Origin of the sequence: Marinobacterium jannaschii DSM 6295 (genome assembly GCF_000620085.1) — a bacterium.
GTDB classification, from domain to species: domain Bacteria; phylum Pseudomonadota; class Gammaproteobacteria; order Pseudomonadales; family Balneatricaceae; genus Pontibacterium; species Pontibacterium jannaschii.
In genome coordinates, this window is sequence record NZ_JHVJ01000018.1 from 139,509 (window position 1) to 165,135 (window position 25,627).

General features: G+C 54.9%; 23 protein-coding genes. 13 read left to right on the forward strand and 10 right to left on the reverse strand.

Going from position 1 to position 25,627, the window contains the following annotated elements; translation table 11 throughout:
- The first annotated feature begins 98 nt into the window (after positions 1-98).
- Positions 99-749 carry a hypothetical protein gene (locus Q354_RS0110960; RefSeq protein ID WP_027857641.1) on the forward strand — a complete coding sequence of 217 codons (651 nt, stop codon included), beginning with the start codon at positions 99-101 and terminating at the stop codon, positions 747-749.
- Positions 750-1,286 carry an elongation factor P hydroxylase gene (locus Q354_RS0110965; RefSeq protein ID WP_027857642.1) on the forward strand — a complete coding sequence of 179 codons (537 nt, stop codon included), beginning with the start codon at positions 750-752 and terminating at the stop codon, positions 1,284-1,286.
- A gap of 153 nt (positions 1,287-1,439) precedes the next feature.
- Here Q354_RS0110965 and Q354_RS0110970 read toward each other — a convergent pair whose 3' ends face one another.
- The 4 genes from Q354_RS0110970 to Q354_RS0110985 form a co-directional block, all read right to left on the reverse strand.
- Positions 1,440-1,889, reverse strand: coding sequence for a copper chaperone PCu(A)C (locus Q354_RS0110970; RefSeq protein ID WP_027857643.1), 450 nt, complete (start codon positions 1,887-1,889; stop codon positions 1,440-1,442).
- Positions 1,890-1,929: 40 nt separating this feature from the next.
- On the reverse strand, positions 1,930-2,535 hold the full coding sequence (locus Q354_RS0110975) for an SCO family protein (RefSeq protein WP_036229445.1): 606 nt from the start codon (positions 2,533-2,535) through the stop codon (positions 1,930-1,932).
- Positions 2,536-2,563: 28 nt separating this feature from the next.
- Positions 2,564-3,049: a hypothetical protein gene (locus Q354_RS0110980; RefSeq protein ID WP_156948296.1), complete on the reverse strand. Its 486-nt coding sequence runs from the start codon at positions 3,047-3,049 to the stop codon at positions 2,564-2,566.
- 176 nt (positions 3,050-3,225) lie between these two features.
- Positions 3,226-4,287, reverse strand: a complete 1,062-nt coding sequence (locus Q354_RS0110985) for a CobW family GTP-binding protein (RefSeq protein WP_027857646.1) — start codon at positions 4,285-4,287, stop codon at positions 3,226-3,228.
- 1,366 nt (positions 4,288-5,653) lie between these two features.
- Here Q354_RS0110985 and Q354_RS25440 point away from each other — a divergent pair.
- On the forward strand, positions 5,654-7,267 hold the full coding sequence (locus Q354_RS25440) for a methyl-accepting chemotaxis protein (protein ID WP_051560060.1): 1,614 nt from the start codon (positions 5,654-5,656) through the stop codon (positions 7,265-7,267).
- Between the two features lie 78 nt (positions 7,268-7,345).
- On the opposite strand, the gene Q354_RS0110995 is transcribed toward Q354_RS25440, so the two are convergent.
- Positions 7,346-8,533, reverse strand: coding sequence for a pyridoxal phosphate-dependent aminotransferase (locus Q354_RS0110995; RefSeq protein ID WP_027857647.1), 1,188 nt, complete (start codon positions 8,531-8,533; stop codon positions 7,346-7,348).
- 375 nt (positions 8,534-8,908) lie between these two features.
- On the opposite strand from Q354_RS0110995, the gene uvrB reads away from it, so the two are divergent.
- The 5 genes from uvrB (at position 8,909) to Q354_RS0111025 (ending at position 15,126) form a co-directional block, all read left to right on the forward strand.
- Complete coding sequence (gene uvrB / locus Q354_RS0111000; protein WP_027857648.1) at positions 8,909-10,930, forward strand: excinuclease ABC subunit UvrB; 2,022 nt, start codon at positions 8,909-8,911, stop codon at positions 10,928-10,930.
- A 345-nt stretch (positions 10,931-11,275) separates the two neighbouring features.
- Positions 11,276-12,517: a porin family protein gene (locus Q354_RS25445; RefSeq protein ID WP_051560061.1), complete on the forward strand. Its 1,242-nt coding sequence runs from the start codon at positions 11,276-11,278 to the stop codon at positions 12,515-12,517.
- Positions 12,518-12,526: 9 nt separating this feature from the next.
- Positions 12,527-12,697 (forward strand): hypothetical protein, encoded by a 171-nt coding sequence (locus Q354_RS28230; RefSeq protein WP_156948297.1) that lies wholly within the window; start codon positions 12,527-12,529, stop codon positions 12,695-12,697.
- 226 nt (positions 12,698-12,923) lie between these two features.
- Positions 12,924-14,405 carry an ATP-binding protein gene (locus tag Q354_RS0111020; protein ID WP_051560062.1) on the forward strand — a complete coding sequence of 494 codons (1,482 nt, stop codon included), beginning with the start codon at positions 12,924-12,926 and terminating at the stop codon, positions 14,403-14,405.
- A gap of 25 nt (positions 14,406-14,430) precedes the next feature.
- Complete coding sequence (locus tag Q354_RS0111025; protein ID WP_027857650.1) at positions 14,431-15,126, forward strand: response regulator; 696 nt, start codon at positions 14,431-14,433, stop codon at positions 15,124-15,126.
- Here Q354_RS0111025 and Q354_RS25450 read toward each other — a convergent pair.
- The 4 genes from Q354_RS25450 to Q354_RS0111045 form a co-directional block, all read right to left on the reverse strand.
- Positions 15,118-16,647 (reverse strand): Lcl domain-containing protein, encoded by a 1,530-nt coding sequence (locus tag Q354_RS25450; protein WP_084332557.1) that lies wholly within the window; start codon positions 16,645-16,647, stop codon positions 15,118-15,120. The genes Q354_RS0111025 and Q354_RS25450 overlap by 9 nt on opposite strands.
- Positions 16,648-16,919: 272 nt before the next feature.
- A complete protein-coding gene (gene trpB / locus Q354_RS0111035) occupies positions 16,920-18,122 on the reverse strand; it encodes a tryptophan synthase subunit beta (RefSeq protein ID WP_027857651.1) in 1,203 nt (400 codons plus the stop codon).
- A gap of 168 nt (positions 18,123-18,290) precedes the next feature.
- On the reverse strand, positions 18,291-19,940 hold the full coding sequence (locus tag Q354_RS0111040) for a methyl-accepting chemotaxis protein (protein WP_051560063.1): 1,650 nt from the start codon (positions 19,938-19,940) through the stop codon (positions 18,291-18,293).
- Positions 19,941-20,103: 163 nt separating this feature from the next.
- Positions 20,104-20,400 carry a hypothetical protein gene (locus tag Q354_RS0111045; protein ID WP_245601031.1) on the reverse strand — a complete coding sequence of 99 codons (297 nt, stop codon included), beginning with the start codon at positions 20,398-20,400 and terminating at the stop codon, positions 20,104-20,106.
- Positions 20,401-20,446: 46 nt separating this feature from the next.
- Between Q354_RS0111045 and pdxB the strand changes: the two genes are divergently transcribed.
- The 5 genes from pdxB (at position 20,447) to Q354_RS0111070 (ending at position 24,599) form a co-directional block, all read left to right on the forward strand.
- Positions 20,447-21,607 (forward strand): 4-phosphoerythronate dehydrogenase PdxB, encoded by a 1,161-nt coding sequence (gene pdxB / locus Q354_RS0111050; protein WP_027857654.1) that lies wholly within the window; start codon positions 20,447-20,449, stop codon positions 21,605-21,607.
- Positions 21,608-21,662: 55 nt separating this feature from the next.
- Positions 21,663-22,376 carry a flagellar brake protein gene (locus Q354_RS0111055; RefSeq protein WP_027857655.1) on the forward strand — a complete coding sequence of 238 codons (714 nt, stop codon included), beginning with the start codon at positions 21,663-21,665 and terminating at the stop codon, positions 22,374-22,376.
- Positions 22,377-22,385: 9 nt separating this feature from the next.
- Positions 22,386-23,498: an ATP-NAD kinase family protein gene (locus Q354_RS0111060; RefSeq protein WP_027857656.1), complete on the forward strand. Its 1,113-nt coding sequence runs from the start codon at positions 22,386-22,388 to the stop codon at positions 23,496-23,498.
- A 76-nt stretch (positions 23,499-23,574) separates the two neighbouring features.
- Positions 23,575-23,826 carry a hypothetical protein gene (locus Q354_RS0111065; RefSeq protein ID WP_027857657.1) on the forward strand — a complete coding sequence of 84 codons (252 nt, stop codon included), beginning with the start codon at positions 23,575-23,577 and terminating at the stop codon, positions 23,824-23,826.
- Positions 23,827-24,023: 197 nt separating this feature from the next.
- The gene (locus tag Q354_RS0111070) at positions 24,024-24,599 is read left to right on the forward strand and encodes a hypothetical protein (protein ID WP_027857658.1); all 576 of its coding nucleotides are present in this window, start codon (positions 24,024-24,026) and stop codon (positions 24,597-24,599) included.
- A gap of 65 nt (positions 24,600-24,664) precedes the next feature.
- Here the strand turns inward: Q354_RS0111070 and htpX are convergent, their stop codons facing one another.
- Positions 24,665-25,558 (reverse strand): protease HtpX, encoded by an 894-nt coding sequence (gene htpX / locus Q354_RS0111075; RefSeq protein ID WP_027857659.1) that lies wholly within the window; start codon positions 25,556-25,558, stop codon positions 24,665-24,667.
- Positions 25,559-25,627: the final 69 nt, after the last annotated feature.

Below are 25,627 nucleotides of genomic sequence, written 5' to 3' on the forward strand. Positions count from 1 at the left end.
TGTCCGCTGATTTGATTTACAATAGCGCCTTTTCTGTTGCCGCTGCCGCTACGGTCCGGCCTTGAAACCATCGAAGGGAGGAGAGGGTGAGATCCAGATTGCTAATCTTAGCCGGTGCACTGTCGCTGTCGGGCTGTGCCGCGACGGCTGTTCAGCCCCAGGCCGCTGCTATCAGCGCCGAGCAGAGTCAGGCGCTGGCAGAAGAAAGCGCCCGTGCCGAGCAGATACAGAAGGATGTAACCGCCCTGGCCGGCCGGATGACTGCGGTCCAGGATCGCCTGCTGCAGCTCAGCTCCCAGACCGCCCTGTTGCAGGAGCAGGGACAGCGGGTGTTACGTCAGTTACAGCAGCTCCGGGCTCAGCAGGCCGCCCAGCCTGCGGCCGATGATGGCACTGAGGGTGCCGCAGAGCAGGACGCCCTGCTGGAAGATACGCTGGATCAGGTAACCGCTATGGTGAATGACCTGACCCAGCAGATGGAAAATGGCAGCTTTCGCATCTCCAGTACCTATACCGATGCTGGTAAGTGGGTGCTGATCCGCTACGATCGCTTTACCGGCCAGAGCTGGTTTGCTGATCAGGGGCAGTGGATTGATCTGGAAGATATGGAACAATTACCGCCCTCCGATTACGAAGTGGTACTGCTGCGTGCAGACAAAGACGTAAAAGGCTATGTGGCTACCCGGCTCGACCGCCAGAGCGGCCTGACCTGGTGGCTGAAACAGAACAGTTGGCAGCCCTACGAGTAAATGAGCGAACCCTGTGTAAATAAACTGATGACGCTGTTTGATGAGCTTTTCAAGCCGCGTTTTAATACCGTGCTGGTGCGCGGAGACGATGAACCGATTTATCTGCCGGCCGATGAGCAGCATCCGCATCACCGGGTGGTCTTTGCCCACGGTTTTTTTGCCAGTGCCCTGCACGAGATTGCCCACTGGTGTGTCGCCGGTGCAGCCCGCCGCGAGCTGGTGGACTTTGGCTACTGGTATAAGCCTGATGGCCGAACCGCTGACGAGCAGGCCGAGTTTGAAAAGGTTGAGGTAAAACCCCAGGCGCTGGAGTGGATATTCTCCCAGTCCGCGGGGCTGAAGTTTAACTTCAGCGCCGACAACCTAAGCAGTGAGATCGGTGCCAGCCCTGAATTCAAGCAACGCGTGTGGCAACAGGTACAGGACTATCTGCACAACGGCTTGCCGGAACGGCCGCAGATGCTGGTGCAGACCCTGAGTGCAGGCTTCAACCAGCCATTGCCCGGGCCTGAGCACTTTTCGCTGGAGGGAAAGTAAGCGCTGGCAACGATGCGCGATGGCGGACCTGTGAAAAGACTTTCAGTCAAAAATAAACCCGGCTTCGGCCGGGTTTATTTTTATCACTAATTCAGCTTTCGGACAGTACTCAGAATATTCTGAACATTCAAGGTACGGCCGGATCTGGCGATCTTAGTGGTTATGATGATTCATCTTCTGCTTGGCCATGACCATCTTCACCGGGACTTTCAGCGTGGCGCTGGAGCCATCGGAGAAGCTCAGTTTCAGGTCGATTTCACTGCCTGGTGCCATATCCTGGTTCAGGCCGATCAGCATAATATGGTAGCCGCCAGGCTGCAGGGTGGTGCTGTCATTGGCTGCAACAGGGATTGATTCCACCTGACGCATACGCATTACGCCGTTGTCGTGCTCGTGGGTGTGGAGTTCAACATTCTTCGCGGCCGGGCTTGCCGCATTGACCAGCTTTACCATCTCGCTGCCCTTATTGTGCAGTTGCAGGAAGGTGGCGCTGTTGAGCTGGCCGGGGGGCACGGCGCGGGCATAGGCGTTTTCAACCAGTACTTCGGCGCTGGCAACGCTGCTTAGCAGCGCCAGGGTTGAGGCGATCATCAGCTTTTTCATCGTTATTCCCTGTTCATTCAGGCACTCGGAGGCGAGTGCTTCAGATAATCTTTCTCAGTTCTGCTACCAGCTCTTCCGCCGAGCTGTTGTGGTGCAGGATGCTGCTCAGTTCCCCCTCTTTATTGATTACGTAGAGGCGCGAAGAGTGGTCGACGGCGTAGCCCATGGCCGAATCCTTCATTTCGACAATGCGATAGAAGGCACCATACTGCCGCACGACCTTATCGATGGTGCTGCGATCGGCGGTGGCACCGTCAATATTGGGGTGGAAGAAAGCGGCGTACTTTGCCAGTTTTTCCGGGGTATCCCGCTCCGGGTCAACACTCATGAAAAGACCGCGGATGCTGGCAACCTCATCTTCTTCCATCTCGCGCAGGGCCTGGGAAAGCACGGCCAGCGCGGTTGGGCAGACATCCGGGCAGGAGGCGTAGCCGATATACATCACCACGGCTTTACCACGGTAATCTTTCAGTGACAGGGCACCTTCTGCAGATTGCAGGGTGAAATCGCCACCCAGTTTGTCACCCTGGGCCAGGCGGCTGTCGATGGGCAGGGGCCTGAAGTAGAACGCCACCGCGATGCCAATCAGCATAAAGGCGGTAAGAACCAGCAGGTTGCGCAGGGTTGAAAGCTTAGGTCCGCTCATGATCTCTGATATCCGTGTTCAGTGCGGGCTATTGCGCCGCGAATTCAAATACTGCTTCATGGACACCCTGGCCTTTCAGGGCGCTGACTTTGGCTTGCCAGATCATCTCGCCGGTGACACAGACCGCCAGCTGGGTCTGACCCCGCCAGATGTTGGGATCATCCGAATCGGGTTTCAGTTCAATCTGATTCAGGCCCATATACATATCTTTACCGGACAGGCTCAGAGCGATCATATCGGCTGACCAGCCTTTCAGCTCGACGCTGACCTCCAGCGGCTGCATCGACTTGATCGGGCCGGGGGTGATCGCCAGCAGCAGCCGACGGTCTTCGGCGCGGGCTTCGCAGCGGCTATTGTGCAGATCACAGCCAGCATCGACATTCATCACATGCTGGCCGGAACCGGCGGGATTCAGCAGCTGCGGCAGTAGCCATACTGCTACGCCCAGCATAACCAGTGTGGCAGCAATCAGTATCATCCGGGTAGGAGACTGTGATTCAGTATGGGTATTCACCAGATAAAATCCGTCAGATAGATGCTCTTACCCTCATAAGGCTTAGTTTAGGCCCGGGCAGTGGCGTTTAAAATGTGACAGATTGTCGCATTCCTGTTGCGAAGGGGAAACTGTTGAGGGGAAAGGCGCTGCGCCTCAGGCCGGTTATCTCGCTGAGGCGCAAAGGAGGGGTGGGTTCAGGCGTCGGTCTGACACGCCATCATATCGTTTTCGATCTGCTGCCAGTCCAGTTCGCGTGGACTGATAATCTCAATACGGGAGTCGCGACGGTAGGCCATCTTGGCAAAGTCATGTTCGTCCTGTACCCGGTTGAAAAACACCCAGGCGGAGCCGATACGGAACACGCCCTTGATGCGGTTGATGCCTTCCAGCCCGTTCAGGATCTTCTCCAGTTCCCAGTAGTCGAAGCAGTCATCGCGATGGAAGATCCAGCCACAGCTGTAGAGGCCGCTGCCGTTGCCCGTCTTACGGATTGGCTTACCGGGTTCTGGCTGGACGGGGTGTGTGTCATGGCTGTGCGAGTGGTCATGGTCGTGTTGATGGTCATGACTGTGCGGGTGATTATGGCCGTGATTGTGATGCTTATCTGCATCGTGCGCCTGCGGGAACTGTGAGCTGAGCTGGCCGTCACGTACCAGATCCAGCAGGGCAGGGGCGATGACCCCCTTAGTAGTGCGCCCCACATGTTGTTTGGGGGGGAACATCTTAGTGAGCCGGCCTTCGGCAAAGTTGATCTGATCGACATCGGCCAGGTCGCATTTATTGATCAATACCACGTCGGCAAGATTGATCTGATCCTGGAAGGTTTCATTGCCCACCACGTCCTGCTGGTCGAGCAGGCGGGGATCGAGCAGGCAGATAGTGGCGCGCAGATCGAGCACCTCCTTAAAAGAGATACCCTGCAGGGTATCGATAATGCCTTCCGGATGGCCGATACCGGTCGGCTCGATAATCAGGCGATCCGGTTTGGCGCGCTTGATCAGCATAGCCAGCGTGATGGTCAGTGAAGGACCGAGTGCGCAGCACATGCAGCCGCCAGCCAGTTCTTTGATATGGAGGCCATCCTGGTCGGGCATCATCTCCTGATCAATGCCAACCTGACCAAACTCGTTAACCAGCACGGCCCAGGTCTCTCCCGGGGGCTTGCTGGCCAGCAGCGTATTAATGGCGGTGGTTTTACCGACGCCGAGAAAACCGGTAATGATATTCGTTGGGATGGCACTGAGTTTTTCGTTCATAACTGCTCTTATTGTTACTCTATAACACCGGCGCCCATAATCACCGGAATTCTGGGTCAGGTCAAACTTCTGTAACGGCCATTGTCAGGTTTGAGACAAAAATTCAGGAATATTTATAAAAATAGTATTGATAATAATTCTCAGTATTATATAGTTGATCCCGCTCATAAGTGACAGGCAATGACGACCTCACCTCACTGACATTGCCATGGGGCCAGTCCGCTCAGGCTGGCCCCTCCCCACAGACCGCTTACCGCTTACCGCTTACCGCTTACCGCTTACCGCTTACCGCTTACCGCTTACCGCTTACCGCTTACCGCTTACCGCTTACCGCTTACCGCTTATTTCTATTTGATACTTTTTAGTTCTGAATGAACTTAAAAGCGTCTGATTCCTGAATGAACTTAAAAAATTGGTTTTTTGCCTAATGGCCTGATTTGACTATCTCTTCGGAAGTGGTCAGGTTTTGAGAGAGGCGCACAATGCGTAATCAATCGCGCGTTGTGCGCCTCATCTCAATTTGAGCCGGGTACCCGCTGCAGTAATAAGCTTCAGGTTAAAGTTGTTCTCGCCAGCTTCCGATCTTCCCTGAAAATACCTCCAACCAATCCGGGCTGTTTGCCGGTTCAGGGTTTGTACTAAAAAATCTCCTGAATGCTATTGATAATAATTATCATTAGTATATTATTGCTCCTGCTCACACGCGAAATGGCAAACGGATTTCACCTCACCGATTCTTTTGCCTGGGGCCACCCGGACGGTGGCCCGCCTTTCACTTCCTGGCCGGAGAGTGAAAGGGTAATCGACTGGGCAGGAGTGTGCCGATCAGTCTCACTTCAAGCATACGGCTCTTGTCATTGAAGAAAACCGCATCTTTCAGGGCCCCAGAGGCCCTGTTTTTTTATCTGCGGTGCACTATCGAAAGCCCAAAGCCTACAACTAAAAAATTTCAGATTTTTATCTAAATCGTATTGATAATAATTATCATTAAGTTATTATTGATCCCGCTCCCACGCATCGGGACGGCGGAAACCTCACCTCATCGATCCGCCGTCCGGCTACCTCCTGGTAGTGAGGCGCTTAGCCTGCAGTATGGTTAAGGGTATTGGGATGAAGTGAGTTTTCACTTCAAGCATACGGCTCTTGTCATTGAATTATTGTTATTCCCGGGCTCCCTTGAGCCCGTTTTTTTTGTCTGTTCGCCACTTGCTGACGCAGATCCTGGTAAGGGTAAATCAGTACTTAAGTACTATTTATGACATATAAAACATAGGGTTAGTCTCATAAGACTAATGTCCTTGTCTTATCCGGTTTGTACAAAGAGTGTTTATGCGAACCGTTTCTATTGCCTCATGGAAGAAGAAGTATGGCGCTGAAAAACCTCTCCCTCTCTGCCAAGCTATGGCTGCTGGTCTCTGTTGCTGTGTGCGGAATGGTCGCGATTGAATTTAAATCTCTATACGAAGCCCGGCAGCAGGCGCTGAACGCACGCAAAGCAGAGATCCGGCATCTTGTAGAAAGCGCCCAGAGCCTGATTGAGGCCAGTTACAAGCAACATGGCGACTCCGAGGTGGCGAAAGAGCAAGCAAAAGAGCTGATTCGGCAGCTGAGATACGGAGAAAAAGGCTACTTCTGGGTCAACGATATGTCCTTGCGCCTGATCATGCACCCGCTGAAGCCGGACAAGGAGGGCCGTGATATGACCCAGGTCAGAGACGGTAGCGGGCGTTTTCACTGGCAGGCGATGCGAGAGCAGGTCGTTGCTTCGGGTAAGGGGTACGTGGCTTACAGCTTTAAGGCACCCTCTATCGATACGCCGAAAGATAAGCTCTCCTATGTATCCGGCTTTAAACCCTGGGGCTGGATGATCGGTACCGGTGTTTATATCGATGATATCGACGAGGAGTTTATGCAGCAGCTGATTGGCTCTACCATCGTGTTGCTTGTGGCGGTGGTGATGGTCGTGCTCTTCAGCTGGCGGATCATGGGAAATATCCTGCAGCCGGTTTACTTGCTGCAGCAGCGAATGCAAAAGGCGTCTGAAGGGGATTTACGGCAGCAGCCGGACGATGGGCGTCAGGACGAGCTGGGAACGCTGATGCGCTCTTTCAATACCATGCTGGATAAGCAGGCGATGTTGCTGGGACAGCTGGGCAATGCTTCGGGTCAGCTGGGAGTCACCGTTGATGAATTGGTATCCAGTACCTCTCAGGTGCGGGTCGGTATTCAGGATCAGTACCTGCAGGTCGATCAGCTGGCAGCGGCAATGGATGAGATGAGTGCGACCATTCAGGAAGTGGCAGGCCATGCCGCTCAGGCCAGTACAGCCGTGGCCCAGGCCAATGATGAGGCGCAGCAGGGTCATGAAACCGTCGAACAGTCGATCGGGGCGACCCAGGCGCTGGCGGAGTCGATTAGCAATACTTCCAGCAGTATGCACCGGCTGGAGGAGCAGTGTACTAATATCGGCACCGTCGTCGATGTAATCAATACGATCTCGGAGCAGACTAACCTGCTGGCGCTGAATGCGGCGATAGAGGCTGCGCGGGCCGGAGATCAGGGGCGTGGCTTCTCTGTGGTGGCGGACGAGGTACGCAGCCTGGCGCATCGTACCCAGCAATCTACGGTTGAGATTCACAGCATGATTCAGCTGTTGCAGGAGGAATCCCGCCGGGCAATCTCGGTGATGGAGACCAGCCTTCAGCAATCGGAGGACAGTGTGGATAAGGCGCGTCAGGCTGGTGGCTTGCTGGGGAATATCGTCAGCCATATCGCCGATATCAATGATATGAGCTTGCAGATCGCGACAGCGGCGGAGCAGCAGACAGCGGTGGCGGATGAGATGAGCCGCAACCTGCACAGTATTCGCAGTGTGGCGCAGGAAAGCAGCGAAGTGACCGATCTGTTGTCAGAGCGTAGCGGTAATCTGTCAGGGCTGATGGGAGATCTGGATCACAGCGTCTCCTCCTTCAGGGTATGAGTCGCCAGGCTCCCTAATTCAGCATAAAAAAACGGGCATCAGATGATGCCCGTTTTTTTGTCGGTTACAGTGCTGTTCTCAGCCTGCCAGGGCTTTCTTAATACGGCCCAGCGCATCTTCCAGCACTTCCATGCTGGTTGCGAACGAGAGACGCATATTACCAGGCGCACCGAAAGCGGAGCCTGGCACCAGCGCAACGCCAGCTTCGCCCAGCAGGAATTCAGCCAGAGCGATATCGTCTTCGAAGCGGTCATCGTTATCGATGATCTGCTGGAAGCTTGGGAACGCATAGAAAGTGCCATCCGCCGGAATGCACTCTACACCCTCGATCTCATTCAGGCTGCTTACCACGAAGTCGTGACGCTGTTTGAACGCTACGATCATCTCGGCGACACACTCCTGATCACCTTCCAGTGCGGCCTGAGCCGCGACCTGAGAGATCGAGGTCGGGTTGGAGGTGCTCTGGGACTGGATCTTCTTCATCGCACCAATCAGCTTAGCCGGGCCAGCGGCATAGCCGATACGCCATCCTGTCATGGAGTAGGCCTTGGAAACACCGTTCAGTACGATCGTACGGTCATACAGCTCAGGGCAGGCGTTGAGGATATTGACGAAAGGCGCATCGTTAAAACGGATGTGCTCGTACATATCATCGGTCGCGACCAGAACCTGCGGATGCTTCAGCAGCACTTCGGCCAGGGCTTTCAGCTCGGCTTCAGTGTACGCAACGCCGGTCGGGTTAGACGGGCTGTTTAGTACTACCAACCGGGTCTTTTCCGTGATTGCCGCTTCCAACTGCTCAGGCGTCATTTTGAAACGCTGCGCCTGGGTAGTCGTCACGATAACCGGCGTCGCGTCAGCCATGATCACCATATCCGGGTAAGAAACCCAGTAAGGCGCAGGCACGATCACTTCGTCGCCTTCGTTTAGCAGGGCCAGGGACAGGTTGAAGAAGCTCTGCTTACCGCCGCAGGAAACCAGAATCTGGTTAGCTTCGTAGTTCAGTCCGTTATCACGACTGAACTTTTCAATAATCGCTTTCTTTAATGCTGGGGTGCCGTCTACAGCGGTGTATTTGGTAAAACCTTCCTGCAGAGCCTGAACTGCCGCCGCTTTGATATGCTCGGGCGTATCAAAGTCGGGTTCGCCGGCGCCCAGGCCAATAATGTTCTTACCTGCCGCGCGCAGTTCAGCTGCGCGGTTGGTTACCGCCAGCGTCGGTGAAGGTTTGATGTTATTCACGCGGTCTGAAAGTTGAACGTTCAAGCCTAGTTCCTCTCAAAGAGTACCCAACATTTAAAGATGTAGTCGCCGGAAACGCCACAGGGTCTGAAACTGCCGCTGTCCGATCCCCCTGCTGCAACCATACGGGTGTATTGTTGTTACTGGTGCAGGCAAGGGTTAAACGACTGATTTTATTAAAACCGGTTCATGATACAGCAAAGCGATTAAGGACTGCATCCCGGATAGGGGAAAAATAGCCCTGATTGCAAACAAAATTTCTTATGGACTAATTAGTTTTTTCAGAATTTTATTCGTCGGTAACCGCTGGTTGTTCTGGTGTGGATAACTATAGCCCATGCTGAACAGCGGCGATCAAGGGCGTATACTAGGCGGCTGAATTGAAGAACGGGTCCGGCGATGAAAGAACGCTTTAAGATACAGTCAAACTTTGCGCCTTCCGGTGATCAGCCGACGGCGATTCGTGAACTGGTGGATGGCATCGAGTCCGGCCTGACAGCCCAGACCCTGCTGGGGGTGACCGGCTCAGGTAAGACCTTCACCATTGCCAATGTGATCGCAGAAGTGCAGCGTCCCACTATTATCATGGCGCATAACAAGACACTGGCCGCGCAGCTTTACGGTGAGTTTAAAGAGTTCTTTCCGGATAATGCCGTAGAGTATTTCGTTTCTTACTATGACTACTATCAGCCGGAAGCCTATGTGCCTTCTTCTGATACCTTTATCGAGAAAGATGCGTCAATCAATGATCATATAGAGCAGATGCGGCTCTCGGCGACCAAGGCGTTGCTGGAGCGTGAGGACGCCATCATTGTGGCTACCGTATCGGCGATCTATGGTCTGGGTGATCCCCAGTCCTATCTCAGTATGATGCTGCATATCGACCGCGGCGATATGATCGATCAGCGACAGATCCTGCGTCGCCTGGCGGAGCTGCAATATACCCGCAACGATGTGGAGCTGCATCGCGGCACCTACCGCGTGCGTGGTGATGTGATCGATGTTTTCCCGGCTGAATCGGAGAAGGAAGCGATTCGCATCGAGTTGTTCGACGAAGAAGTGGATCAGATCAGCTACTTCGATCCGCTCACCGGTGAAGTGCTGGCCCGGGTGCCGCGCGCCACTATCTATCCGAAGACCCACTATGTCACCCCGCGAGAGGTGTTGGTGGCCGCGGTGGATAAGATTAAGGACGAGCTGCATGAGCGGCTGAAGCAGTTGCGGGATAACAATAAGCTGGTGGAGGCGCAGCGCCTCGAACAACGCACCATGTACGATATGGAGATGATTATGGAGCTGGGTTACTGCTCCGGAATCGAGAACTACTCCCGCTATCTATCTGGCCGTGAGCCTGGCGCCGCGCCGCCGACACTGTATGACTACCTGCCAGCCAACTCTCTGCTGGTGATCGACGAATCCCACGTTACGGTGCCGCAGATCGGAGCCATGTACCGGGGCGACCGCTCCCGCAAGGAGACCCTGGTGGAGTACGGTTTCCGCTTGCCATCGGCACTGGATAACCGGCCGATGAAGTTTGAGGAGTGGGAGATGAACTCCCCCCAGGCGATCTTCGTTTCCGCCACGCCGAGCAAGTATGAAGCAGCCAACCAGCAGCAGGTGGTAGAGCAGGTGGTGCGTCCGACCGGCCTGGTTGACCCTGTTGTTGAAGTCCGTCCTGCCACGACTCAGGTGGATGATCTGTTGTCGGAGATCCGCAAGGTGGTGGTGAAAAAAGAGCGGGTGGTGGTGACCGTACTGACCAAGCGGATGGCCGAGGATCTGACTGAATATCTGGATGAGCATGGGGTGAGGGTGCGTTACCTGCACTCGGATATCGATACCGTCGAACGGGTTGAGATTATCCGCGACCTGCGTATCGGCGAGTTCGATGTGCTGGTGGGAATCAACCTGTTGCGAGAGGGGATCGATATGCCGGAGGTCTCCCTGGTAACGATACTCGATGCCGACAAGGAGGGGTTCCTGCGCTCCGATACCTCGATGATTCAGACCATCGGCCGGGCAGCGCGTAACGTTAACGGTCGCGCTATCCTTTATGCCGATCGCATAACCGGCTCGATGCAGCGGGCGATGGATGAAACCGAGCGTCGTCGCGAAAAGCAGATCAGCTACAACGAAGAGCATGGTATTACCCCGCGGGGAATCCATAAATCCGTCGCCGATATTATGGAGGGGGCGGCCACTGTGCCGGGTAAGAAATCCAGCCGGGGTGGTAAGAAAGTGGCTGAAGAGGCTGCAGAATACAGCGTGGATGTGGCGACAATGTCCGCTTCGGAACTGGCTAAAGCCATGACCCTGCTGGAAGACAAGATGTATGAAGCGGCGAAAAACCTGGAGTTTGAAAAAGCAGCCAACTACCGCGATCAGCTGGAAGCTCTGAAGCACTCCGGTGCCGGAGGCTAAAAAGGGTTGGCTGGCCGGGCAGTCTGTTGTTCAGGCTGTCCGGGGCCGCCTGATTATCTCACTTCGCTGAATACTGCAGCTTTCCTCTTAAAGTTCCCTTACAAACCCTGATTCAGATTGTTACAGATAGCAGACGTATTTATCGTCGAGTGTATATAATTTGACCGGTTTGTTAGACATTCGTCTCATCACTGCTATTACTTGATGGATAGCCGGTGTTGTACGCACAATGTACAAATCGCCGGCGCGAAGGGAGGTTGCAGGCAGAAAGACGACTCAGCCTGATACAGTTCGTCTCCCATTGTGTCGCCGAATTACAGAACTCTTTGAAGGGGAGAGCACTGTATGAAGATGCAAGCCACACTTATATCCGCCGCCATTGCGGCATCCATCATTGCCACACCATCCGTCGAGGCCGGAGCCTCAGAGATCGATATGCTCCGGGCAGAGATTCAGCGCCTGACCAACCGGGTGAATCAGCTCGAAAGTCAGTCCATTCGCACCGAACAGCAGGCCGCAGAAGCCGAATCCAAAGCTGAGCAGGCGATGGCGACAGCCGATCACAAGGTTTCCTCGGGCAATGATAAAATCCGGGTCTCGGTCTCCGGCCATATTAACCGGGCGCTGATGGTGGCCGACGATGGTCAGGAGTCCGATTTCTACCACGTCGATAATGATTCCTCCTCGACCCGTATCCGTTTTCTCGGCGAAGGCGATGTCAGCCCGAACTTTACGGTCGGAACCGCCTTTGAGGCAGAATTTGAATCCAACTCCACCGCCACTGTAAATCAGAACGCGAAATCGGACGTCAATTCGCCGGACTTTAAAGAGCGCCGGCTGGAGTTCTACTTCGATCACACCGCCTGGGGGCGAATCTGGGTCGGCCAGGGCTGGACCGCCAGTGAAGATACCTCCGAATATGATCTCTCTGGCACCGCGCTGGCAGGCTATTCAAGTACGGCTGATATCGCCGGGGGGATTCTGTTCCGGGATAGTGCAGGCAACCTGACGGGGGATTCCGTCGGTGCCGTGTTCGTCAATATGGACGGGCTGGGGCGTGCCGACCGAATTCGCTATGACACACCGGAGCTGGCCGGGTTGCAGTTATCCGCCAGTGCGGTAGAGGACGACGCCTGGGATCTGGCACTGAAATACGGTGCCGATTATGGCGCTACTAAGGTAGTCGGGGCCATCGCTTACTCAGATCCGGCTTCCTCCAGTGTTGATAACACCGTCAATGGCTCGGTATCGGTACTGTTTGGCAGCGGCCTGAACCTGACCTTTGCCGCCGGGCAGCAAGAGCTGAGCGGTGGCGGCGATGATCCGAGCTTCTACTACGGTAAGCTGGGCTATATCACCCGCCTTAGCTCTGCTGGCAGCACGGCGTTTTCCATCGACTACCACCATACTGAAGATATCCTGACCGCAGGTGATGAAGGCAAGAGTATCGGCCTGCAGGCGGTGCAGAACTTCGATGACTGGGCCACTGAAGGTTATATCGGCTACCGCAACTACGAGCTGGAACGCACCACCGGCAATGTACAGGATGTCGATGCACTGATCGCCGGTGCACGGGTTAAATTCTAGGGGAATGCCATGAGATTAAGGATAATGCTGATGCTGTCTCTGTTACTGCTGTCGCTTGGCGGCTGCAGTGCCGCGAAGTCCTATCAGTATCACAGCGACAGGGAGATCCCCGAGGGCCCCGGACTGATCAGTGGTCAGCACGGCTCCTTCAAGTTGCGACCGATATCGCTCGGCGAATAGTTTTACCGCTGATCGATCTCCCGGACTGGCCGTTTAGGTCCGTCAGTCCGGGACTATTTTTCTCAGTGAGGCTGATTGTTTAAGGCTTTGCTGCTGGTATTCCATCTCCATCTCCATCTCCATCTCTCATCCCCCGTCTTCCGTCTCCAGATTTAGGATAAATTGTGAATATCCCGCCGCAGAATGGCATCGTTGCACGGACTTCTTCATACTGCCTGCCATGCGAATGGGTATTATCACAAAAATGGTTCTGGTGTTTCTGGCTACCAATATTCTGTTGGTGGGGGCTATGGCCGTGGCTATGCGGCTGAATTTCCAGAAAGGCTTTAACGACTATCTCACCGAGACTGAAATGGCCCGTCTGGACAATACGGTTGCGGATCTCTCCAATGCCTATCGGCGGGAAGGCTCCTGGGAGTTTGTCCGCCGTAATCATCGTCTATGGTCACGTTTCCTGCCGTCAGATAACGCGCATATAGCTGGCGAGTCTGGTTCCCCTGTGGACTCACTACGGCCGCTTTATCCGCCGGCTCCGGCCCGGCTTGGAGCGCAGCTTCCCTCCGGAAGCGCGCGCGAAAGGCCGCTCCGGCGTCTGCCGCCGCCACCTGATGACCAAACCGGACTCAGTGCGCGGCTCCGTTTACTTGATGCTGGCAAAAACTACCTTATCGGTCCGCCGGATGTCCGTGGTAATGCGGCCCTGCGTGCCATTGAGCTTGACGATGAGATTGTCGGCTGGCTTAGCCTGACGCCGATTACTGTGCCGACCTCCAGTCTGGATCGGAGCTTTCGTGATGAGCAGTTGAGTGCGGTGTATCCCATCGCCATCGGTGCTTTATTACTATCACTGCTGATCGGTATTCCGCTGGGACGCTATCTGTTAAGGCCGGTGAAAGCACTGGCAACTGGCGCTCATTCACTCACCCAGGGGGATTTCAAGACCCGACTGGATATACAGCGACGTGATGAACTGGGGCAGTTGGCAGAAGACTTCAATGTACTGGCAAAAACCCTGCAACAGAATGAGCTACTGCGGCGACAGGGAATGGCAGACGTATCTCATGAGCTGCGTACGCCACTGGCTTTGCTCCAGGGCGAGATCGAGGCGATGCAGGATGGTATCCGGCCGGTTGATCAGAATCAGCTGTCCAAGCTACATAACTCCAATACTCAGTTAAGCAGGTTGGTCGATGATCTCTATGACCTGGCGCTGACTGATGCAGGTGCTCTGAACTATCGCAAAGAATCGCTCGATCTGGCGGAGGTAATTCAGCAATCAGCTGAAGCAGCTGATTATCGTCTCAGTCAGGCGGGACTGACATTGCAACACAGGATCCCCTCACTGCCTGGTGTTTCAGGGGATGCCCGCCGGTTGCGTCAGGTTTTTGATAACCTGCTGAAAAACAGTCGGCGCTATACCGATGCAGGCGGAGAAGTACGCATCAGTGCCTGGCGGGATGACAGTTGGGTCTGTATCAGGATTGAGGATTCCGCACCGGCGGTAGCGGAAGAAAACCTGCCGCACTTATTCGATCGCTTCTATCGGGCGGAAGGTTCCCGCAACCGGGCCTTTGGCGGGGCAGGCCTGGGGCTGGCGATTTGCCGGAATATTGTAGATGCCCATCAGGGGCAGATTAGTGCAAGGGAATCGACGCTGGGTGGACTGCAGGTTGATATCAGACTGCCTGGCACTGACTCAGCTAGATAAATTTGGTGAAAGGTAAAAAGACGCTATGAGTGATAAAGCGCAGATATTAGTCGTTGAAGATGAGATCGGTCTGGCGGAGCTGCTGCAAGACTACCTCATTAATTCAGATTACAGCGTACATCTGTTGCATGAAGGGCTAGGTGTTGTTGAGTGGATACGGGCAAATAATCCCGCGCTGGTCGTTTTGGACCTGATGTTGCCAGGAAAAGATGGTACGGAAATTTGTCGGGAGGTACGTAATTTCTCCCAGGTGCCGATTATTATGACGACAGCACGGGTAGAAGAGATTGATCGGTTGCTGGGGCTGGAGCTGGGGGCTGATGACTATGTTTGCAAGCCATACAGTCCTCGCGAAGTCGTGGCCCGGGTAAAAACGGTGCTGCGGCGGGTAGCGTCTGTGGTGGAAGCCTCTGCCTCAGATTGCAATCCGATCAGGCTGGATGAAAGTACCTTTATGGCAACGATCGCAAACCAGCCACTAGAGTTAACGCCGGTAGAGTTTCGCCTGTTGAAGGCCTTCGTGGCCCAGCCGGGCAGGGTGTTTTCACGCGGGCATCTGATGGAGAGTCTGTATACCGACAGCCGGGTTGTCAGTGACCGCACCGTCGATACCCACGTCAAGAACCTGCGTAAAAAGATGCTCAGCCTGCTGCCGGATCAGGAGATAATACACTCCATCTATGGTGTAGGTTACAAGCTTGAAATACAGCCATTATCTTAGCTGGCCTGATTCCTGACGCAGTCTTCTCATATGTGGTGGCAGTGGAGCTTCCTCATGCGTCAGGTAACCATCTCTGTTTTCGTCATGATAATCAAAGCGGTGGGCCGGTCCGTCAAACTCCTGCCGTGAAACACGGCCGTCACCGTCCCAGTCGAGACGGCTGACGAAGTGTTTCCCGAATTCAGCAGGCAAGTTGCTACGCGGAGGGCGTTTATCCATGGGATGCTGCCCTTTGACGAAGCTGGCCTTGTTTCCAAGGCTGATGCTGTAGGGATAACCGTTTCGATTTGTTGTTTGCCGAGGGAGCGCTTCGGTTTTTAAACCGCCACGAACAACCCGGACAAAGTTTTTTACCCTGACAGCATCACCCTGCGGACCCTTGCCTATGGCGGCACGGCCGGTTTTCGGGTCACTGCGCTGGGCCCCGGCACCGTGAGCATCTACTATCTTGCCATTAATCTGACCAATCGCCCGGCCAAAGGAGATATAAACCGCCTGACGGCCCGGGTCGGGCCCATCCAGATGGGTTGTCGATGTCCAGTATGCCGGGAAATCCTGTTGGCCACCTTCATTGCGAATCGGTGTGACTTTAAATAGCGGATCTATTGCAGCACTGTTGCTGCTGTCCGGAGAGCGGTTGTAGTCAACGATAGACTGCAATTCTTTGGCATTGGGAAGTCGCCAGTCATCGTAGCCCGCGAATTCCAGCCTCTCGGCATATTGCAGTGCAGATTTCCAATTCATTGCCAGGCCACTGTCCCGTTGTGCCCAGGTCAGGCCGCTGGCTTTATCGGTGATGGTGCCGTTGCCGTTATCTACAAAGTGGTTGTCACCGTAGGCCTTGCCACGCACATAACGGACGTAGAAAGCCTTATGTTCAATTGAAGTGCCATGTTTACGATAGCCATAACCCTTGATGCGACCGTCAGCAAAGTTGACTCCGAAAAGGGTTTCATCGCCATGCATCGTCGTACTTGCATAACGAGTGCTGGAGAGCCACTGCGCATCGATATAGCGCTCCCCATTGCCACCATAGAGAAAACTAAAATAGTCGGTGTTAATAAACGGGATGGCATTAAAGGGAACTCTGTCTTGCTGGCCCGACATCCTGCGCTGGGAGGAGCCGGTATAGCCGCGGAAATCGATCAGAGAATAGAGTTCCTTGATATTGGGTACCCGCCAGTCATGGTATCCGCCAAGCGACATCGTATCTGCTATTTGCTGCGCCTGATCCAGTCCAACCTTGTCCGGAGATACGGCTTGGCTCCACATCAGCCCGGTGACCAGGTCGGTAACGGTGCCGTCCCTGTTGTCCCTGTAACTGGGTTGCTGTCCGGAGTATTGCGCATCCTGACCATAGAATGCCTCGCCCGTCCTGGGACATGGGATAGCGCGGCTATTGCTATAGCAGCGATTCTGGCCTGTATCGGCAATGTTAACCGGAGCGGCGAAGGTGCCGCTGCTGGCTGCCGCTAGCACGAGAGCTAAGTGGGTGGAGATCAGGGGTTTTATAAGGCGCATAGCGATAGCAAGAATCAATCCATTGGTATCCAGAATATCCGCTCAACTTTACCGGATTTTGACCCGGCATTCAGTATGAACATTAGTAGCTACCTGAGCGTAAGCTATGCACTTGGTTTCGGGAGGATGTGGTTTTAAATGAGCAGCGGGCACCGAAGAGCGGTTTTTGGTCTGGAAGCGAGAGGATTGCTCACATTGGGGAAGTTGAGGATGTTCAAAGGAGGGGGGCGGAAAGCGGGGAAGCCTGCTTTCCGCCATGGGCTGGATGTGAATTACAGCCCCAACTTCTCTGCCACGTAGTCGGCGTCTTTGTCGCCGCGGCCGGAGAGGTTGACCAGGATGGTTGTATCCTTGTCCAGCGTTGGTGCGGTACGCATCGCCCAGGCGACGGCGTGTGAGCTTTCCAGCGCCGGGATAATCCCTTCGACACGGGAGAGGGTCATAAAGGCGTCGAGGCACTCCTGGTCGGAGACCGACTGGTAGTCGACGCGGCCCTGGTCTTTCAGGTAGCTGTGCTGTGGGCCGACACCCGGGTAATCCAGGCCGGAGGCGATGGAGTGGACCGGCATCGGTTCGCCGTTCTCATCTTCCAGGACGTAGCACTTCATACCGTGGATCTCGCCCGGCTTGCCCTTGGTCAGGGTTGCGGAGTGATCCTTAGTATCCAGGCCCTTACCGGCGGGCTCGACGCCGACGATGTTGACGTTCTCATCGTTGAGGAAGGCGGTGAAGGTGCCGATGGCGTTGGAACCGCCGCCGACACAGGCAGTAACGTAGTCAGGCAGTTTGCCGAACTTGCTCAGGAACTGTTCGCGGGCTTCGTTGCCGATGATGCTCTGGAAGTCGCGTACCATTTTCGGGAACGGGTGCGGGCCGACCACGGAGCCGATGGCGTAGATGTAGTTCTGCGGGTCTTTCAGGTATTCCTCGAAAGCACTGTCGACGGCATCCTTCAGGGTGGCTGTGCCACGGGTAACGGGCACCAGCTTGCAGCCGAGGATCTTCATCTTGGTGACGTTCGGGTGTTCTTTCTCGATATCCACCTGACCCATATGGATCTCGCAGGGGATTCCGACCAGGGCGCAGGCGGTGGCCAGGGCAACGCCGTGCTGACCGGCACCGGTCTCGGCGATCACCTTGGTTTTACCCATAAACTTGGCCAGCAGGGCTTCGCCCAGGCAGTGGTTGATCTTGTGGGCACCGGTGTGGTTCAGGTCTTCACGCTTGAGGTAAATCTGAGCACCGCCCAGTTTGTCGCTCAGACGACGGGCGTGATAAACAGGGCTGGGGCGACCGACGTAGTCATGAAACAGAGAATCCAGTTCCTGTTGAAATTCAGGCTGCTGGCGAATCTCTTCATAGGCGCGGTCGATATCATCCATAATAGCTTTAAGCTCGGGTGGGATGATCTGACCACCATATTCACCGAAGTACCCCTCGGCGGTTGGCATCGGTGCGAAATCAAACTTGCTCATAAATCCTCTCTAAGGCCTCGTTGCCCTGTCATGAAGCAGCAATATATCCCCGCTGGCAGTGAATGCCAATGAGAGGTTGTTAGTCGTTAGTCTAATAACAGGCCCCGGCACGGTTGGATCGGTGCCGGGAGTTCAGGGTTGGGGCAATGGTTGTCAGGTCAGTGGATATCAGGTCGCTTCAGGCCAGTAGCCAACGCGAACGCCGCCCCAGTGTTTACCGTTGATGATGATCGGGACTGACAGGTCGTGCATTACTTCGCCGGTATCGCGCTTGTAGGTTTGCAGCAGCATGGTCTGGGTATGGGCTCCGCAACGGGCACCGGTGCGGTCGTTAAACAGGCGCTTGCTGCGGCTTTTGACCAGGTCGGTGTCGTAGTCGCCACAAGGTGGCTGGGCGAACTGATTATTGTGGGTTGGAATATAGCCTGCCGGATCGGTCGCGATGGCATACACCACTTTGCTATGACGATGCAGGGCGGCTTCCTGAATCGTTGGCAGGACCTGATCGGTAAAACGGTCGTAGCGGGTGTGATATTTCTGGGGATTGCTGCCTTCTAACGGCTGGTAATTGCGGTCAAACAGGTCGTTTTCACTGAGTTTGTCCTGCTGCAGGGCCCGACAGAAGGCCTGCTCAACCTGATCGGCGGTTTGCCGGGCGATCTCATAGAACTGCTTGTGATAGTTGGTTTCGGTCCATTCCGCCAGAACCGCATTAGACACTTCGGCCATCTCCATCAGTGCGCCTGCCTGAGTCGCCAGCTGGCGCACTTCCTCGTCACCTGCTTCCATCTCATTGCGAATGCACTTTATCGCACCGGCGATCTGCAGCAGGTTCTGCTGGTTGTTGGTGGCACCTTCGCTAATCACTGCGATCTGTTCCTCCACTGCGGCGGACTGCTCGGCGATACCGCCCAGTTGCTCGCCAACCTGTTCCATGGCTTCGGTACCGGACTCCACCTCACTGGACAGTATCTGGATACGATCCACGACCTGCTCGGTTTCATTGCGGATTTCGTCCACGATCTGGCCTACTTCTCCCGTGGCACTGGCGGTGCGGGCAGCCAGCTGTCGGACCTCATCAGCAACCACAGCAAAGCCGCGACCATGCTCGCCGGCGCGGGCGGCTTCAATGGCGGCGTTCAGGGCCAGCAGGTTGGTCTGGTTGGCGATCTCTTCGATGACGGCAGTGACATCCTGAATCTTGGCCGATTTGGCATTCAGCTGTTCGATCAGGGTCAGGGTCTCTGCAGTGCGCTGCTTCAGGTGGCTGATACTGCTGATCGCGTCCTGCAGCGCCTTTTGTCCATCACGTCCGGTCTGCTTGGCCTGCGTGGCCAGTTCGGCGGCGATATTGGCCTGATTGGCAGATTGCTGCACCGTGACGGTGATGTTTTCGGCATTCTCTGCGATGGTGGCGATCTCCTCCACCTGGATATCCATCTTGGTTTTCAGCATATCTGCCGAGTAGGAGACCTCCGCTGCGGCGATGGCATTGGCATTGGCCGTGCCTGATAGCCGGTCGCCTACGGCCTGGCTTTGTTGGGTGTTTCTGGCGATAGTATTCAGCTCGGTTAAAGCTGTATTGCCTTTATCTTCCCGGCCGGCGGCAGCGTGACTGATACTCTGCAGCAACGAGCGGGTGATGAAGCCGTGATGGCTCAGCTGGCTGACAAGTATCAGTGTCAGACTGATTCCGCTCAGCCAGAGCAGGTTATCGCTGCTCAGACCCGCAAAATAAGCGATACCGATCGCGAAGATCGCCACGCTTGTGGTTGAGAGCAGGCTTTTTATCTGATGACCTGAAAGTGATGCATTCATGCCGGATTAGTCCGTTATTCTTATTGAATTCTTTAATGAGCACTAGAAATAGCATGATGGCGAAGGGGGTTAAACAGATAGGGGGCTGCACTTTGGTCGTAGACGGGACGTCTATTGGTCGCTGTTTGATGCAGATCGGGTGTGCGGGCGTAGCAGGGCTTGCTTAGTCGAAGAAATCGAGCTGTATTTCATCGCGTTCGGCAGGGCTGTAGCCCGCCGTTTTTTGTTGCTGATTGATCTCTTTCAGCAGCAGGCGTGCTTCTTGATAGGTAGACAGAATTGTTTTTGTAGACGCACTGGTGCCCTGGGAGCTATTACCCCAACATTGGGAGATGATCCAGTCACCGACCAGATCACGATAAAGACGGACGACAAAGTAGTCCTGACCTTTATGCCAGCGCGCTATCAATGGGGTATTACCGTACAATGGATTACAGGCGGGAAAATTTAACCGGCGCATTGAGCCTGATCCTGAGAGATTTGTAAAGTCTGACAGAGGTAAAAGTTTGAATAATAAGCCCTTAAAGATCGTTGCCGATGAAAATATGCCCGCAGTCCGGGAGATGTTCGCTGGCTTGGGGGAGGTGATAACCCTGCCGGGGCGTCAGATGCGATCTGATCAGCTGGCAGATGCGGATATCCTGCTGGTGCGGTCGGTTACACCGGTCAACGACGCTTTGCTGAACAACAGTCCGGTGCGCTTTGTCGGTACCGCCACCATCGGTACCGATCATATCGATACCGCTTTGCTGCGTCAGCGCGAGATCGGCTTCAGCAGCGCGCCAGGGTGTAACGCCGATGCGGTGGTGGAGTATGTGCTGTCGGCGCTCTACCAGCTGGCGGATGAACAGGGCTTTAAGCCATCTGACAGGACTTTTGGCGTGATCGGTGCCGGTAATGTCGGCGGACGTCTGGTAAAGCGCCTGAAGGCTCTGGGTTTATCCGTGCTGGTGAATGATCCCCCTCGCCAGCAAGCCGGTGATGAAGGTCTGGTGGGATTGGATCGTTTGCTGGCTGAAGCCGATTTCATCTGTATGCATACCCCATTAACCCGTGATGGCGATCATCCGAGCTTTCATCTGATGGATGAGGTGCGCCTAGCCAGTCTGAAACCGGGGGCTATCCTGTTGAATGCCGGTCGTGGCCCTGCGATCGATAATATCGCGTTGCTGAATTTGAGCGAGCAGCGCCCGGATCTGACGCTGGTGCTGGATGTCTGGGAACACGAACCGGTGGTCGATCCACGGCTGGCAGGCCAGGTCAGGATAGTGTCGCCGCATATTGCCGGTTACAGCCAGGATGGCAAGATTCGTGGCACCTGGATGCTCTACCGTGCCTGTTGTCAGTACCTTGGCCTGGAAGTTGAGCATCAGCTGGAGCATTTCCTGCCTCGGCCGGCGTTGGCGGAGGTGACGGTAAACGACCAGATCACGCCGCTGGAGCTGATCCGGCTACGCTATGACCCTTATCGTGATGACCGGGCACTGCGTGCCACGCTGAAGCAGCCGGAGGGCACCCGGGCGCTCGATTTTGATGCCTTGCGCAAGCACTACCCGGTACGTCGAGAATTTGCTTCCCTGCGAGTGAAGGGGGTGACTGATCCTGCCTTGCAGCAGGAACTGTCGGCACTGGGTTTTACACTCGCGGCCCCTGCTGAAATCGCTTAAAGTATGCGGTCCTCTTTAGCATTATGAGCGTGAAAGTTAGCAGTATGAGCGTGAAATGAGCCAGGCTCTGAAACAGTTACCCAATAATCTGGTACTTGGCGACCTGAAACCACAGATTGGTGCTCAGGTGCGTATCGAAACCCATGCGCCGCGGCGGCGTTACAGTTGCAAGCTGCTGGGCTATAAAGAGGGCGGCAGTATTATGATCTCGGCGCCGGTCAGTGCTGGCCGGGCCGTGGTTACCAATGAAGGTGCGCCGATTACGGCCCGCCTGATGAGCGGAAACTACATTATTGCCTTCAGTTCCCGGGTGCTGAAGGTGCATAGCACCCCGTTCTCATACTGGCATCTGGAATATCCGAAACAGCTGGAGACCCGGCGTATCCGGCAACACACCCGGGTGCCGGTGAATCTGCTGGTGTCCGTCGATGAGATGGAAGAAGGGGTTAATCACTTTGCCGAATGGCCCTGCACGGCCTTTTGCAAAGATATAAGCCTGACAGGTGCCTGCATTGACTCGCCCCACGCGCTGGGACGGATCAATGACCGCCTGTTTCTGAGTATGCGGCTATCCGTCGCTGATATGGATCAGATGGTTCTGGTTCCGGCGGTTATCCGTAATATAAATCAGGTCGAAGGGGGACCGGCCACCGTATACAGTCATGGTGTTGAATATCTGGATCTGGACGAGGAAACCCGGCTGGTGCTGAGTGGCTTTGTCTATCAACAGTTCCTGATAGAGACCGGCAATCTTGACGATTTAGCGTGAGGCGATGAAGTGTTTCGACTGGGATTGATAGTAAACCCGATGGCGGGTCTGGGTGGCAGCGTCGGGCTTAAGGGCAGCGACGGTGATGATACCGCGAAGAAGGCGCTGGCAATGGGCGCCGAACCGCTGGCCAATAAACGCACGCTGATGGCGTTGCAGGTGCTTCAGGGCTTGGAGCTGGAAATCTGCACCTATCCGGGTGAGATGGGTGAGGACGTTGCCCGGGAAGCCGGCTTTGAACCTCAGGTGATCGGTGAGATCAGCCCGGGGGCGACCTCAGCTGAGGATACCGAACGTGCCGCTCTGCTGCTGCAACAGGCCGGTGTGGATCTGATCCTGTTTGCCGGGGGGGATGGCACGGCACGCAATATCTGCAATGCACTGGATGACAGTTTTCCGGTGCTGGGTATTCCGGCGGGCGTGAAAATCCATTCGGGTGTTTATGCCATTACCCCCAAAGCGGCCGGTGAGATTGTTGCCATGCTGATTCGCGGCGAGCTGGTGACGCTGGGCGATCAGGAGGTCCGGGATATTGATGAAGACGCCTTTCGACAGGGTAAGGTCCGGGCGCGTTACTACGGCGAACTGCTGGTTCCTCAGGAACATCGTTACCTGCAGAGCGTGAAAAATGGCGCTAAGGAAGATGAAAGCCTGGTAATTGATGATGTGGCGGCTGATTTTATCGAAAGGATGGAAGATGACGTTCGCTATATTATGGGCTCCGGTTCGACGGTACAGGCGATCATGGACCAACTGGGCCTTAAAAACACGCTGCTGGGCGTCGACTTGATTGAAAATGGCGAGCTGATAGCCTCCGACTGTACGGCGCAGCAACTGCTAGAATTAACGCAAGGTCACGATTGTCGCTTGGTTATTACAGTAATCGGCGGTCAGGGACATATCATCGGGCGTGGCAACCAGCAGCTCAGTGCAGAACTTTTGAAACGGTTGGGTAAGCCAAATATCATTGTGGTTGCTACCAAGACCAAGCTGAAGGCACTGGATGGTCGTCCGCTGATTGTTGATAGCAATGATACGGAAGTGAACAGTATGCTGTCCGGCCTGATCGCGGTAACTACCGGTTACCATGATTCGGTGCTTTATCGCGTGGCGGATCTCTGATTTCGCGGTAGGCCGCCATAGCCGCAGTTTGTAACGAACCCTGTGCAGACAGGGTTCTTTTCCTGTCGGGGGGACTATGTTTGCGCATCTGCTTCGCTTTCTGATATCACTGATGTTTCCGCACTGGATGCAGGATCAGACTCCGGATCAGAATCACTTCTACCGCCGTGTATTCACATCCAGGCACAAGGCCCGGGTGAAGCGACTTTACCTGCTCTGGCTCGGTGCGATGAGTATCGTTTTAATCTTCCCGTCACTTCCCCTGCTGATCATCGTGACGCTTTTTACCACATTTATCTCTTTCAGCTTCCTCGATGAAGCCTCCTGAAACAATTATGTAATAGGCAGTGGCTAGAGTTTCTCGCTGATTGAGGCTCTGGTGCCTTTGCCCGAATAATCTTGTTGAGTTTCGTCTGACTGAGCTGACCGTTACTGAGTGTCGGTCGCAGATTGATGAAGTGAACAGGGCAGCTGTCGCCTGTAGAGGGAGCCTCCGTTCAGTCACACGGAATTTAGGGGATTGCGATGAAAAAGTTGATTGCTGGTGTAATGGTTGCCGGTGCTATGTTCAGCCTGTATGGCTGCCAGTCTAACCAGCCTAAGGCTGAAGCCGCTCAGGCTGCTGCACCTGTTGCTGCACCGCAGGTGAACAATGATGACCTGTACGAAGTGATGCATGAAGGCCGTTACTACGTTTTTGATGATTTCGCGACATACAAGTCTTTCCTGCAGGTAGGCGAGACCTCCTACCGTAAAGTATTCATCGGTGGCGGCCCTGAGGGTGAAACGCTGGTCTTCGGTCTGCGCGGTAAGGATAAGAAGAAGCAGAGCGGTATTGCCGGTGTAGATATGTACTACGGTAAGCAGGAAGCGGCTGAGAGTTTCTACGGCGAGCTGCGTGGCGAAGACGGTCGCCTGTACGTATTCAGTACACTGGCTGATATGGAGTCCATGCGTCAGGTGGGCGAAGCGCCTTACCGCTTCACACAGATCGGTGCCGGACCTGAAGGTCAGACGGTTGTGTTTGTTCTGAACAAGGGCAACAAGAAGAAGCAGCCGGTTGAGCTGATGGCGCGCTACAAGCAGATGAATAGTCTGTAAGCGCCGTAAAATCCGGATATAAAAAAGGGGCCTCAGGCCCCTTTTTTCGTTTTGGCTTGCTGTAATCAGCCCTGTTTCTGCAGGGCTGCGATACGGTCATCCAGCGGAGGGTGGCTGGCCATCAGGCCGGAGATGCCCTGTTTCAGGTGGCTGCTGATGCCGAACGCAGTCATCTGGCCTGGCAGGTCGCCCGGCATATCATATTCTGCTTTCAGACGCTGCAGGGCACCGATCATAGCGTGATTGCTGGACAGGCTGGCACCTGCCGCATCGGCGCGATATTCGCGGTAGCGGGAGAACCATGCCACAACAAAGGATGCCAGAATGCCGAACAGGATTTCGAAGACGAAGACGGTGATGAAATAGCCGATACCTTCGCCCGCGTTTTCCTCTTCATCGTCGCTCTTCAGGAAGCTGTCCACCGCGTAGGCGGCGATACGGGCAAAGAACATAACGAAGGTGTTCACCACACCCTGAACCAGGGCCAGGGTGACCATATCGCCATTGGCAACGTGACCAATCTCATGGGCCAGTACGGCGCGGATCTCTTCCTGGCGGAAGCGCTGCAACAGGCCGGTGCTGACGGCTACCAGGGCGTCATTCTTATTCCAGCCGGTGGCGAAAGCATTGGACTGTTGGGAATTGAAGATGCCTACTTCCGGCATTTTAATACCGGCATCGCGTGCCAGGTCTGCCACGGTGTCCAGCAGCCACTGTTCATCAGCATTACTTGCCTGCTCGATGATGTAGGTGCCGGTGGACTTCTTGGCCATCCACTTGGACATAAACAGTGAGATCAGAGAGCCGGCAAAACCAAATACTGCACAGAATACCAGTAGGCTGCCGAGGTTCAGGCCGGCGCCTGAGACATAGTGATCAACCCCCAGAAGGCTGAGGGTTACGCTGGCAACCAGCAGTACCGCAAGGTTGGTCGCAAGGAATAAGACGATCCGCATCATGATCTTTAGTGTTTCCTTTTAAGTTATGGTCGGTTCGGACTTCAGGTGCGACTGAATCCGGCGCATAGA